The 14996-nt window shown below is 36.2% G+C and carries 6 protein-coding genes; all 6 read right to left on the bottom strand.

The genetic code is table 11. The features are described from left to right. Window positions 1-30: 30 nt before the first annotated feature. Window positions 31-2490: a pectate lyase family protein gene (locus ACFFLS_RS13230; protein WP_379682054.1), complete on the bottom strand. Its 2460-nt coding sequence runs from the start codon at window positions 2488-2490 to the stop codon at window positions 31-33. 15 nt (window positions 2491-2505) lie between these two features. Further along, window positions 2506-4836, bottom strand: coding sequence for a DUF5703 domain-containing protein (locus tag ACFFLS_RS13235; RefSeq protein ID WP_379689440.1), 2331 nt, complete (start codon window positions 4834-4836; stop codon window positions 2506-2508). 153 nt (window positions 4837-4989) lie between these two features. Beyond that, window positions 4990-6414, bottom strand: a complete 1425-nt coding sequence (locus ACFFLS_RS13240; RefSeq protein ID WP_379682057.1) for a sialate O-acetylesterase — start codon at window positions 6412-6414, stop codon at window positions 4990-4992. A gap of 177 nt (window positions 6415-6591) precedes the next feature. Beyond that, entirely contained in the window at window positions 6592-9978 is a 3387-nt protein-coding gene (locus ACFFLS_RS13245; protein ID WP_379682058.1) for a glycosyl hydrolase, read from the bottom strand. A 256-nt stretch (window positions 9979-10234) separates the two neighbouring features. After that, window positions 10235-13576: a glycoside hydrolase family 2 TIM barrel-domain containing protein gene (locus ACFFLS_RS13250; RefSeq protein ID WP_379682059.1), complete on the bottom strand. Its 3342-nt coding sequence runs from the start codon at window positions 13574-13576 to the stop codon at window positions 10235-10237. A 137-nt stretch (window positions 13577-13713) separates the two neighbouring features. Further along, window positions 13714-14838, bottom strand: a complete 1125-nt coding sequence (locus ACFFLS_RS13255; protein WP_379682060.1) for a glycoside hydrolase family protein — start codon at window positions 14836-14838, stop codon at window positions 13714-13716. Between the last annotated feature and the right edge of the window lie 158 nt (window positions 14839-14996).

A 14996-nucleotide genomic window follows, 5' to 3' on the forward strand; every position in this document is an offset into this window, starting at 1 on the left:
TAAATCAGCCAAAATCTGCGTGAAACCTCTTTACTTAACAAAGAAATTAATAGTTCTGCTCATAGAATCTCCATCGGCATCTTTTACAGTTACGATGAAAGAAGCGAAACCTTTATCTGAAGCTGTAAACTGAATTTCTTTTCCTTTTAAACTCGCTTTTCCATTTTTTACTTCAGAAAAAGTATAAACGGGTTTATTTTCAAAACCTTTGAAATAATCCGCTACATTTAAAACTTTTTTATCTTTTAAATTGATAAAATAATGAGGCTGAGTCAACCAGTCTAAATAGTTATCCAACTGCGTAAATCCGTCTTTATCGATATCTGAATTCGCATCTGAAAAATCTCCTGAAACCGAGTTTTCATTTAATCCAAAAGCTTTTTCCCACCAGTTTGGCAAACCATCATGATCCGTATCCCAATCTGCTGGACGAGTTTCTGAAACAAAGTTTGGCCATCCTCCAGCATCTTGTTCGTTATCAATCATACCGCCTAAACCGCTTTTGCTTCCTTTGTAAGTAAAAGTTCCTTTTAAAGTTTCATTGATAATTCGGTTATCGTGTTTGTCAAAAAACGGCTGATTAGCACCAACATCTGAAAGCACATTTTTATAAGCCGCTTTCGCTGATTGCGTTTCTACGTAAGAAGGAAAAAATGGTTTATCGACAAAAGTTTCATATTCCACTTTTTCTCTATTTGTTACAGTAGATTTTCTGCCTTTGTCCTGAGATTTCTCATCGAAATAACCTGGCATAACATTTCCATCAAAATAATAACGTTGCATTCCTTTCCCAACGCCTTCATGCTGTGCATTTAACGCTACAAAAATTCCCGTTGAAGCACCCGGTTTATAATAATTATTGACAAAATTTACCTCATTTGCACCACCGTCAGTTGTTCTTTTTCCCCAGTTGTAAACCACATTATTAGTAATATCCAATCTTCCTGTATAAAATCCGTCACCGCTTAGACCACCACCAATACTCCAGTTTCGTCCGTAATTATGAGATAATAAGTTATGATGAAAACTACCTATATCGCCGCCAATTGTAGCTGCATAACCATGCATTTTTCCTGCTTCGTATTTATCATGTCCCGCAACATTTAAAGCTTCCGAAATTAAAGTTCGCTGTAATGTAATATGATGCGCACCACGTGAGCTAAACGACTCATCAATTGTCCAGCTTATTGAACAGTGATCGATAATACTGTAATCTGCACCTGTTAATCCCATTCCGTCAAAAGTAGTTCCGCCTCCGATTCTAACTTTTAGAAAACGAATTACTCCATCATTTCCTGTCAATCCAATTGGCGCTCTGCTGATTGTAATTCCTTCTCCCGGCGCCGTTTGTCCCGCAATAGTGATATAAGGCTGATTTGCTACTAATCTCGAAGCCAGTTTTATATTTCCTGAAACATTAAAAACAATGGTTCTTGGTCCAATTTCCTGATTGATGGCATCTCGTAAACTTCCTGGTCCGTCATCATTTAAATTGGTTACTTCAATCACTTTTCCGCCACGTCCACCAACAGCATATCTTCCGTAACCTTCTGCGCCTCGAAACGCTAGTTGAGCTGGCTTAAACGACCAAACGTTTCCTAAAGTCACTTCGCCATTATTATCCACTTCATCGACTCTCCAATAGTAAGTTGTACCACTGTATAAATCAGAAACTGTAAAAGATTTCTCAGTTAGTTTTCCTTTAAATTCTTTTGAAGATTCGGTTGCTGTTTCTACCGCATTTTTATCTTCACCAAAATACAGTTTATGAGAAGCCACATTTTTTACAGCGTCCCATTTTAAAGTTAAAGTTTTCTCCACTTCAACATGTTCATCTCTATTTTTTGGTTGTGGAGTACGAGCCTGATTCATCAAATTTGGCGTATCAATTTCGAAACCGTTGATTACGATTTGTTTTACGATATCAGGATTTGAAGTTGGATCAATTTCAAAACGAACAATTACATCTTTCCCTTTTTCAGCATTAAAAGCAATATATGCCATCGAAGCATCAATTTTAGCATTGGCTCTCTGACTTGCATTTACCGTTTCCTGAAGTTTTCCGTCTACATAGATTTTTATGGGTGAAAAAGTTTTTCCTGTAATCACATCAAAAGCGTTATGAAAAGTCAAAAGTGTATGTTTTCCCGCTTTCAGTCCACTGATTTTTAGTTCTAGATTTTCAGCCGTAACCAAACCGTCGCTTCCTAATTTGTTATAATGTGGAGCGCTCATTCCAACTTTATACCATTTTGAAGTAAAGTTTCCTTTTAACTTAAAAGATATATTATTAAATGATTTTTCGTCCTCTTTTCCTTCGTTAATCACCCATGAATCATAACTCGGATCATGAACTTCTTCCAATCTTCTTTGAAAAAAGTCAAAATCGACTTTTACGATTTGTTTATCAGTATTCTGAGCTGATTGTGCTTGTCCGTTTGTGGTCAAAAGCATGGACAAAACTGCAGCACTTATTAATTTCTTAATCATTTTTGTTAATAATAGTTAGTTTAATTTCGTTTTCTCTGCTTCAGATTTTCCGAGCAGATTTATAATGTCTTTTTTTCGTTCTTCAGGAATTACTTTTAAAACCTTTAATTCTCCATTTACAAGTTCGACTTCAATCGTAGTATTTTGTTTGGCATGTAATCTAAAATGAACGTTCCAATCTTTTGGCCAAGCCGGAAAAAGATAAATTTTACCGTCTGTTTCCTGCAAAAGCATTTCCTGCATGCCAATCATTCCCGAACCTCCCCAATTATGATCAGGAACCCAGTCAAAACCTGGTCCCCAAAAAGCAGGAAAACGTCTTTCTGAATTCGCCATTTTAAGTGTATTATATTTCATCGCTTCTTCGGTTAAGCCCAAACGAGCCGAGAAAATATTATCTTGCTTCCAGCCTACATGGCTTCTAAATTTTAATGCATCTGGATCGTATTTCCATGTATTTAAAGCGGTTTCTAAATCAGGTTTTCCAACGCCGTAAATTCCCCACGGATACACTGGATATAATTGCGGAACTTCTGTATTATTAACTCTTTCCCAAGTTTTAGCAGGAACCAAAACTTTATGATTTTCAATCTGTCCAAAATTCAAAGGCGGAATTCTTGTTTGAAATCCTTTTAAATATTCTGAGTCTTCTTTTGACAATTGATTACCCGAAAGGTTTAAAAGACTTTCGGCAATTACCTGTAAAGCCGAAATGGTACTATTGGCATTATTCGCCATTTTATACGTTTCTGCTCCAGAACCTGGATATAAAACTAATTTTCCGTTTCCGTCCAAAGCTTTTCGACCTCTTTGTTTCGCCAAATATTGATAATGTTCATCAAAAAAACGAAGACAGCTGATGATGAATTTATTATATTTCTGAATGTCTTCTCCAGCATATTCTTTCTGTTGCAACATCATTTGACAGAATTCTAAAACCGTATCCCATTCGTATTCTAACCACGCATTATATTCCATTCCCGGATCATAATCTGCGGGACGTTTCCATTCGTATTCAGCCGGATTTGGAAGTGCAAAATTTTCTAATTGTTCGGTGAATGATGCTCCGTTGTGATTCCAATACACTTTTGAACGTAATTCAGCATTTTTTTGAAGACTTACGTAATAATCCAATTGAGATTTCATCATATCAAAATCCCCACTTTTTACCATCGGAAAATAAACCAATCGTTGGTTTTGAGCTGTCATGGTTCCTCCTCCCCAATTTCTGAAATCGGGCGTAAAATTCAGGTCTTTATTCGTGTAAACAGGATCAACTGTAAAAAGTCCACCGTTGAATTTCGTTGGATATTTTCCATACGCATTGCATCCAAGCATATATCGGAACAATTGATAATTCTGCCCCATTTGATAAACCGAATCTTTGGCAGTCGATTGATTTTTTTGTGTAAAAATAAAACTGCGGTTCCAGAAAGTATTCCACCATTTTTGAGTGTTTTTTTCTGCTTGTTTGAAATTGTTTTTATTAGCTGAAATCAAACTTTTCAACCCGTTATTCCAAGTAGAAAAATCAGATTGATTGGTGTTTAAATAAATTTCTAATGAATGTTTTTTGGATGGTTTAATGCTCGTTAAATTAAACCCTTTAAAATCGGTATCCTGATATTTTCCAAGATACGTTCCATCTGGCTTTAGATTATCGCCTTTCATAAATCCACCGAAAGTCAGATTCGAAATCGGGTTCAACATTTGATCTTTTACCGATTCCATTTTTTGTTGTTTTACCGCTACGTCAAAAACCGTATTATCTCTGTTTCTATGGTAAAATTTAATTCCGTTATTTTCAAACGATATAGAATCTTTATAAGTAATAAGTTCTCCCTGAGGTGCCCATTTATAAGAATTGGCATTATTTTCTTTTCCTTTCGGAAGACGGTTTTGAAAACGCCAGCTTTCATAAGAAGTTGTCATTTTCAACGATTTTTTGCTTACTAAATCAACATGAATTATCGGTTTAAAAACATCTACCCAAAGTTTGATTTTAGTATCATTCTGCCCAACTAAAACATATCCATCTTTTAGTTTCAGTTCCTGATGAAAACCGTCTTTCCCTTCAAACGGATTCGGCGTTAAAGTAACTTTTACTCTTCCTAATTTCAATAAAGTATTATCTTCGTCGAAAGTACCGCTTCGTGAAAAATAGAAATACAAATCGCCTTTCTCCACCCAGACATTCATGCCAATATCCCCGCCACCCAAAGGCATAGATTCTGATGAATTGTTGCTTTGCGTTGTCCAAACCTGATTGTAATTATCAAGTGTAGGAATTTGCGCTTTGAGGCAAAGCGTAGTGAAAAGAAAAAATAGAATTATTAAATTTTTCAACGTATTAATATTTTATATAGAACACTATTATTGAACCATATAAGTCATAAAAGATAATTTAAGCTGAGCTTTCATTTCTAAACTTATATTTCCTAAAAGACAAGCAAAACACAAAACTTACATTTTCTTATATAACTTATATGGTTTAAAAAACTACCATTCGTCTGTTCTAAACGAAGAAACTGGCAATCCTCCAGCACTAAACAATTCCGCTTTTACGAAATCCTTCCATAAATAGCGTATTGCAACAGGTTTCTTTACTTTATCTGATGTCAGCACTACTGATTTTCTTCTTACGACTGTTTTTGCAGGATAGAAAACCTTATCTTCTCCTGCGATTTCAAAACCTAAAACTTCTTTATCGTAAGATGTAATTCCGTTTGCCACATCATCAAAAGAAACGGTTACAGCACCATCCTTTATTTCCATTGATTTGTATTTCGGACTTTCGAATTCAAAACCTTCAATTCCGTACGTTCTTGCCAAAGCCTGAAAAGCCAGACGATTTCCGCCTTTTTCTTTATCCATTGGGTGAATATTGTTTTCTTCTCCAACATCCATTAAAACCGCCATTGCTGAATTCGGGATTTCCTTAGAAGCTTTAAACTGAGCCTCTCTCAAATAAGCCGAATTGTATTTTTCCTGATAATCTTTTGGATGAAAAGAAGCATAATTGAATGGTGCAATCTGCGCATAGTAAAACGGAAAATCTCCCTGTTTCCATAGCGCTCTCCAACTGCTTACCATTTTCTTCATTAAAGCGGTATACTCAGAAGCTCTTTCATAATTTGATTCTCCCTGGTACCAGATACAGCCTTTTATTCCGTAACCTATAACAGGCGAAAGCATTCCGTTAAACAAAGTCGTCGGAACACGATTTGGGTCTTTTGCTAATTCTTCTTTTGTGGTCGGAATTTTAGCGCTGGCAAAATCTTTCAGCATTTCCTGATTCATCCAAGCTTCCATACTTGAACCTCCGTAGGAAACATGAATCAATCCAACCGGAACGTCTAAAACTTCCTGTAAAAGCGAGCCAAAATACCAAGCTGTTGCACTAAAATTGGAAGTCGATTTTGGAGAAGCTTCTTCCCATTTTCCTTCAAAATCTTGTAAAGGTTCTAAAACTGTTGCACGAGGAATCGTAATTAAACGGATATTTTTATTAGTAGATCTCACAATAATTTCGTTTCCGTTTTTAACAGGCTGTCCTTGAAATCCTTTCAACGGCATTTCCATATTCGACTGACCCGAACAAAGCCAAACTTCTCCCAATAAAACATTTTTGATGATTATTTTTTCCGTTCCTTCTGAAACTTCAATCGTGTACGGTCCACCGAAGGAAATAGTTTTCAATTCTGTTTTCCATTTTCCTGAACCATCTGCTTTTGTTTTGTAGATTTTAGAATCCCAAGAAGTTTTAATAACGATGTTGGCGTTCTTTTCTGCCCAGCCCCAAATTGGTACGTTGGATTTTTGCTGTAACATCATGTTATCAGTAAACAATGCTGGCAGTTTGATTTTGGCATTGATTTGAAGACTTGCTAAAACCGTTAATAATGCAATAATTGATTTTTTCATTTTTTATTTATTTTTTGCCACAGATTAGAGGATTAAAAAGGATTATTAATCTCTTGAAATTCTTTGATCTATTGATATTTTTCTTTTCAATTGCCTCCAGCTAAAGCTGGAGGCAATTAACTTCTTTCTTTGTCAAAAAAATAATCCTTTTTAATCCTTTAATCTGTGGCTAATATTTTATTTTTCTTTTACAATACTCACTGGTCCTAATAATCCCGCTTTTAACAACGGCTCTCCTTCCAAACGAAATGGCGCTGTTGTCCATGTCAACCTTTCTTCTTTTGGCAATTTTTGATCGCCGATTAATCTGTTTGCCCAGGTATTTGTAATTTTAATTACAATTTCATTTTTACCTCTTTTGAGCACTTTCGAAATATCGACTTTATAAGGAAATGTCCAGAGTGTTCCGCAATGAATATCGTTAATACTCACTTCTGCGATATTGGCTATTTCACCCAAATCCAGCCAAATTTTATCTGTGCTTTTTCCTTTCCAGACAAAATTTTTTCTATAGATTACAGTTCCTGAATAATACTTAATCTGATCATTTTCTGAAGTACTCCAGTCAAAAAGTTTATTTGTTTTTACTATTTCTTTCGGTCCTTTAAATTCAGGATCAAATTGTAATTCCCAGTTTTCATCTAAAGTCTGAACTTTTTCAAACTTAGATGATTTTCCTTGAGCTAAAACTTCTTTTGTTTCTTCTTTAAAAATCACAAAACCAGATTCGTTGGCTTCTAAAGTTATCGAAACAATTGTTCTTCCGTTTTCTATTTTCCAATTGGCTAAAGCCGAAGTTTGATCTGTTACCGGATTGTACCATTGCGGCACTTTTCCTGAGATTCTGAAAGAAGCATCGAACGTTCTTTTTTCTCCTTTTTGATTGGAAATGAAATAAATATCTTCCGTCTCCGATTTTCGATGTGTCCACGCTAATGTTTCGGCTTCAGAACGCCTTAAATTTGGAAAATAAATATCCTGAGTAATTCCGATGGAAGCAAAATCATTTCCTAAATACGGTAATTTAATAACCGTTCCTTTTCCAATTTTCCAAGTTGATGAATTGGCATTATTCCAGATTTCATCAATTATATTCTGCCATTTCTTTTGATTGGCTTCTGATTGAATTCCCGGTTGAAGGTTTGGTTTTTCATCCACAAAAATGGTTCCACCGTCTTTTAGCAATTGCAGGATTTTTTCGGCGCAAGCCAAAGAAAGCATTTTATTCGGTGCCATTTTATGACTTCCTGGAAAGAATAAAGCGCCGTATTCAATTCCACCCTCAAACGAAATTTTTCCGTTTACTACTTTCGCACGATTGATTAAAACATCGGCATTGAAAGAATCATATTGATATCCATTTAGCGGATTAATCCATTGTGATAAATCGGTTATGTTTTTAGAATAGGTGACTTCTTTTGGCATTTTTGCCGTTGGCTGACCTTCATTTTCTAAACGGATTTTCTCGCTTTCCAATCTTTCTTTTCCAAACACATTCGGAATAAATGGCACTAAACGATCTGGAACAAAAGAACGCGAAGGAAAATCTTCTCCAATAAAAACTGCCAGATCAATTACAGGTTTTCCTTTTTGCAATTGAAACTGCACTCTTTGACAATAATCAAACCAAGCTTGCCCAGGCTTCCACCAAGTTTGGTCTCTCTGGAAAAAGGTTCCAATATCATCTAAAGTCATTCCCGGTTTTCTGTCTGTCCACGGATTATGTACAAAAACATGATAGAATAAACGGTTAATCCCTAAAGCGTAATTACGGTCTGCCGTTGTTTTTAAGTTTCCTGGATGTTCATCCCAATCCATTCGCAGAGCCGTAAAAGATTCCGCCTGAATAATATCTTTTCCGTAAATATGCCCACCCGAAATGGCGTCGACCATATCAAAAGGTTTGTCGTGCGTTGGGCTTTTCAGCCAAAATTCTCCACCCGGATAATCAACATATTTATAATGTAACAAAGCATCACTCATCATTGTTGGCGCAACGTTCTCTGAACTTAACTTAACGTTATATTCTTTGGCGATTTGCGCTACAGTTCCGTAGAAATTATCAGCAACTAAATCGGCAATTGTTTTTCTAACATCATATAAAACTTTCTCCGAGAAATCGGCACTTTCTACTGGAATTCCCACCATTACAGGCAAATATTCCACAATATCGTAACCACGTCTCTTTTTAAATTCCGCTTGAAAAACCGAAGACCAGTTTTGACTTCCGCACTCCCAGCTGTCAAAATGAAGAATTTCTAAAACTTTTGAAGCTAATTCAGGACCAGCAGAACGAACAGCTTCTCCAAACCAATGATCCAACTGAAAACGAATTAATTCGGGATTAAATTTGTCAACTTCTAATCCTTTTCCTGCTCCACCAGTTGCATTTTCATGTCCGGTCGAAGTATGTCCCATTCGGATAATTTTCCATTTTCCTTTTGGTGCTTTCCAGTTCAAATTTCCATCAGCATCAACGAAATTGGAAATATTGATGATTTCTGCTTTTTTGAATGCATCAGAATTTGGAATCTCTTTTTCTGTAGTCTGCGGAGTCAAACGCCAGATTGCTCCCGATTTTCCTTCGTAATTATTAATCAATGATTGGTTCGAAAGGGTTATTTTACTGACTTTCAGATTTTGTTTCCACTTCGCAAAGTCCAAATCTTCTGCTCCAGGTTCTGTTCCTTTTGGATCATAAACGAATCGGAAATATTTTGCTGTTACGGGTGTAATCGTATGTGTATTGGGGAAATCCATGTCTTGCCAGCCGTGACGCGGTGCAATCATTCTTTCGTGAAATCTAAAATTAATTCCGTCGTCACTCACTTCTACAATAAGACGTTGTGCCTGAAAATCTCTTCCCTTGGTTTCTATCACAATAGATTTGCAGGTAAATGGTTGAGTAAATTCATACTGAATCCAACCTGCATCAGCAAATTTGAAGTTTTCGTCTTTTTTAGAATCTGCCAAAAACGAGGCGTCGCTATTGTTGGATGTCGTTACTTTTGGTAATTGCATCTGCGAAGTAATTTGATATTCTTTTATCGGAATAGCAAAAGTGGCAATGTCTTTATAATAGTCTTTGTAATGTGCTGGAACTGGTAGTTTTGAAGTAACTTTTTTTCCGCCTAAAATTTCAGTCATTGACCAAACTATTTTTTGCATCGACATTTCTGGCGTAATCCAAGGCCCACCTGCAACGGCAAATCCGTCTGCTCCATGAAAGGCTAGTTTCAAACCTAAACGATCGGCTTCTTTAAAAGCCCAATGAATCATATCCCAAAACTCCGGACTCAACTGCAAAACCGGCGGATCTATCAATGTTGGATTGGCTGGCCCTTTGATAGTCATTAAATAAGCACCCGCAATTCCCGCTTGTTTCATCGCTTCTAAATCGGCTGTGATTCCGGGTTTAGAATACGCCGATTTCATCCAATACCAATATACCCAAGCTCTTGAGGATTCTAAAGTTGGATGAAAAGATTCTTTTTTATGGATTTCCTGTGCACAGACGAAACTTGCGAAAAGGAGGATAAAAAAGAGGTGTTTTTTTTGAAACATTTTATTATTTTTTTTGATAATCTGCTTTATCTGCCAAATCTGCGAGAGCAAATTTTTCCCGCAGATTTAGCAGATTTTGCAGATTTTTTTTCTGATATCTCGCTTTTTTTGTCATTTCGACGTAAGGAGAAATCACACTCGAAACTCCACAACGTACTTCTCCAATCTTTGTCGAAATACGCGTGTGATTTCTCCTTACGTCGAAATGAAATGAACTATGCTTTTTAATTTTTAAATCTTAATTTTTAATTATCTACTAATATTTAAACTTCTTCAAACTATTTTCCAATTCATTCTTAGAACCACTAAAAGGCGTCAAATAAAAACTATACTCATAATTTCCTGATTTAATCTGATATTGTTCTAACGGCTGTGCCACAATCGTCCAGCTGTCGTTTCCTCCTACTCCCATTTGAATTAAATCGATGTTCAGTGTTAAAAATCCTGGATCTTTCAAATCGTACGTATGTCCTGATGCACTTAGGTTTTCTTGTGTATAAGGCCATGCGCTCATGCTTAGAACTTTACTATCGTTTACTACTAAAAATCCGTTATTTTTCTGTGGAGTGCTTAATGCCATCCATCTTACATCGCATCTGTTTCCATTTTCTTGTGGTTTTGGATAATGTTCGATAAAATCATTTATTTGAAGCGAATATTTTCCAACAAATGAACCAAAACTTCTGTCGTTGTAATTTTCCAATTCGCCTTTTCCGTACCATGAAATCTGATCGAAACTTCTCTTAATTCCCATCTGCATTCCGATTTTTGGAATGTTTGGCAATTTGTCTGATGCTTTTAGGCTGTAATCTACTTTTATTAATCCGTTTGGTAAAATGCTGTAGATTACTTTTACACTTGCGCTGTCTTTTATGACTTCGTAATCGCTTGTAATTTTAATTGCTGAATCCGATTTATCAATGGCAATATCTACCAATTTTGGTTTTGCTTTATACCATTGTTTTAATAATTTTTGAGACTTCCATCCACGTTTATCGTTGTCTGTAAGCGGTCTTACGAAGTTTGGTAATAGCGGTGCGAAAACTTGTTCTTCTCCATTATAAATATAAGAACTCAAAGCTCCGTTTGTTTTTCCAATTGTAATATCAAAAGTTTTTCCTTTTATTTTGAAATCTGAATCGGATTCAGAAACGTTTATATTCTCTTTTTTCGATTCAGGCGAAACAGCTTCTTTCTTTTTCAACACAAACTGATCTTCCGCGACAGCGTAACCTTTTGAAGCCCACAACTCATCCTTTGAAAGCTGGAATTCTATATTTAAAATATATTCCGCATCCGCTTTCATTTTTGGAAGATACGGACTCACATCTAAAGTTGTCGATTGTCCCGCTTCTATTTTAAATGGTTTTAAAATTTGAGCTTTGATTACGTTTCCGTTCTCTAAAACTTTTAAAACCGGAATATAACCTTCTAAAGATTTAACGGCCTGACGATTTTTAATTTCTAACTGATTTCCGTTTAAAGTTGAAATCGCTGGCTGATACACCCATTTATTCTCAAAAATCGAACCTTTTGGTTTTCCGTTAGAATCTACAATTCCTTTTGTATTGAAGTTTCCGTCATGATATTTTTCGCCAAAATCTCCTCCATGTGCAAAATAATTCTGTCCTGATCTTGAATCAAATTTCACAATTCCCTGATCTTTGAATTCCCAAATACAACCTCCGATAACTCTTGGAAGCGAACGGAATTCATCCCATAATTCTTTTAAATTCCCAACTGAATTCCCCATTGCATGAGAATATTCAACGAAAATAATCGGACGTGTATCTTTCTTTTGGTCTACTAAAAATTTTGGTGTGAAAACGCCCGGATAAAAACGGCTAACCATATCGACATACGAATCATCCTGCGGGTTTTCGAATCGGTACGCATGATCGATTGTTTTTGGATATCCTGGATCAAGCGGATCGATATAACCATCTAATTTTGCATTTCCCTGCGCTGGTTCATAATGAACTGGACGTGTAATATCAAAATCGTGAACCCAACCCGACATTGCAGCATGATTTGGCCCTTTTCCGCCCTCATTTCCTAAACTCCACATCACAACCGACGGATGGTTTTTATCTCTTTCGACCATTCGAATCATTCGTTCCATATAAGCATTCGTCCAAAGTGGGTCATTGCTTAATTTACCGCCAATTCCGTGTGTTTCCTGATTCGCTTCGTCCATAACCATGATTCCGTATTGATCGCATAATTCGTAGAAATAAGGATCGTTTGGATAATGGCTCGTACGTATAAAATTGAAATTGAACTTTTTAATCGTGGTAATATCTTGTTTGATGTCTTCTCTCGTAACGGCTTTTCCTCTTGTGGGATGGTGATCGTGACGGTTTACGCCATAAACATACGTTTCTTTTCCGTTAATGAGCATTTTGCCATTCTCTTTCGAAAATTCAATCGAACGGAAACCTACTTTACAGCTTTTTGCTTCGGTAACGTTTCCGTTTTTATCTTTTATCGAAATAACCATTGTATATAAATTCGGCTCTTCTGAACTCCATTTTTTAGGATTTTTGATGGTCTCTTGAAAGAATCCAAAACGAACATTATCCAAACGGGGATAACTTTCATTAATTAAATCAATCACAGGCCTTTGAAGCGGTTCTTTGAACATTGCAGTATTATTGGCATCATATAACTGCACATTCATCGTATAATCTTTGACTTTTTCTCCTGTCAAATTTTCAACTTTCGGACGCAATTTGAAGATAGCATCTGTGTATTGTTTGTCTAATTTGGTTTGAACAAAGAAATCCTGAATACGCAATTTCGGCTCAGCCATAATGAAAACTTCACGCTGGATTCCGCTCATACGCCAATGATCCTGGTCTTCTAAATAAGAACCATCTGTCCAACGAATTACACGAACTGAAACTACATTTTCTCCTGCTTTTAAATAAGGCGTAATATCAAATTCGGATGGCAGAAAACTGTCTTCACCATATCCTAAAAATTCCCCATTTAACCAGACTTCAAAACCTGAACTTACGGCTCCGAAATGTAAAGTCACGGTCATATCTTTCCACTTTTCAGGAACAGTAAAACTTCTTTGATAAGAACCAACTCCGTTATAATCTTTCGGGATATATGGCGGATTTATTGGTCGAAACGGATAAACGGCACTTTTGTAAATTGGATTATCATATCCTTTCATTTCCCAGTTGGAAGGCACGTCGATTTTATCCCAACCTGAAACAGTATTTTTATAGAAATCTTTTGAAGCTTCTTTTAAATTTACAGCATATTTGAAATCCCAATCGCCATTTAGCATCTGGATTCGGCTTTTGGTTCTGTCGCCTTTTAGTGCGTCTTCAACAGAAGTGTATGAATATGAAGTTGCTCTTGATGGCTGCCTGTTGATGCTTGTAATTGTTGGATCTTCCCACGGAGCAAATTCGTATTTTTTATGTAATTCTGGAACTCCCGCTGGTTCTCCTGTTACGGATTGGGCCTGTGTGTAAGTTGTGAATAGTAAAATGTAAAATGTATACGTCAAAAATCGTAATCTGAAAAATGGATTATTGTATTTTGATTTCGATGTAAACATTGGCTTTATATTATTTTTCATTATTATTTGATTCAATTGTCCCTACGGGACAAAATTTTCTCTGCGCTATTTCTTTTCTACCGACGAGAGCCTCCTAACGGAGTCATTTCAGTTGGGAGTATTAAGGTATTTCATAATTCATAATTCATAACTCACAACTATTTCTTCGTCTTTTTCTCCGGCGGTGCTACAAAATTCAATTTGCTTTTTCCTAAATCCTTTGATGTTGCAATGGCAATTCCTCTTTGTTCTGCTTTGTTTACAGCGCAATAGAAATGATACACAACGCTGTCATGTTTTACCACAAATGATTTGTGTGCAAACAAATCATCGTATGGTTCTGATGATTTAACTAAATCATCTCCTTTCCAGTCCGTCCAGTTTACTAAATCATTTGAAACGGCGAAACGGTTAAATGCACCTTGATTCCAACCTGTCCAAAAAGCTCCAAAATAAAACATCACCCAAGTATCATTAATTCGCTGAATATAAGCATCTCCCGAAATTCCTTTATGATGGTTAATTAACGGTTTATCGCCATAACGTTTCCATGTTTTCATATCGTTCGACACTGCCATCGCGATACGCTCTGCCCCTTTTGCAGGATTTAAACTATCACCTCTGGCATTATAATACATAATAAAATTGTGTCCTGTCAGTTTATCTTTATCACGGATTACACTGTTTTTATACATCGTACTATTATCCCACCATCTGGCGTCTTTGTCTTTTGGCGTTAAAACCGGATTTTCTAACCTTTGAAATTCGTGCGGTTTTGTCGGAGATTCTTTGGTATATGCCATTCCGATTGATAAAACGCCTGCTTCGTAACCTTTGCTGTCTCCGCCAAAATAACTCATCCAGTATTTATCATCGTATTTTTCCCATTCGTAGCTTCCGCCCCAAGTCAGATCTTGCAACGAAATATATCCTGCTTTTTGGTTGACGTCCCAATGTTTTTCATTTTCTGAAAAGGACATTACTTTTCCTAGATATTTCCAGTCTAACAAATTATCACTTTCTGCTAACCAAGTTTCATAACCTCGTCCGTCATAAATTAAATACGTCATGTACCATTTACCGTCTTTTCTGAATACACTCGGGCAATCCATTTTGTATGAGTTGTCGGTAGGAACCATCACCAAACCGTATTTATAAGGCGTTTTGATTTCTTGGTAAATCTCCTGCATTACGCTATCGGTAATTTCCCTTTTCTTGTATTTGGTCGCACAGCTGGTTATAGCAAGTGCTGAAATGATTAGAATTAGATATTTAATTTTCATTTTTATGTTTTATTTTGCCACGAAGGCGCTAAGGCTCTAAGTTTTTTTTTATTTGTGACTTTGTGTCTTTGCGAGATTAATATCTAAGCTTTACATTTAGCTCTCGCAAAGTCGCTAAGACGCAGAGTTTGTTTATTTTTCTCTCGCAGATTTTGCAG

This window comes from Flavobacterium procerum (assembly GCF_042431625.1).
Classification (GTDB): Bacteria; Bacteroidota; Bacteroidia; order Flavobacteriales; family Flavobacteriaceae; genus Flavobacterium; species Flavobacterium procerum.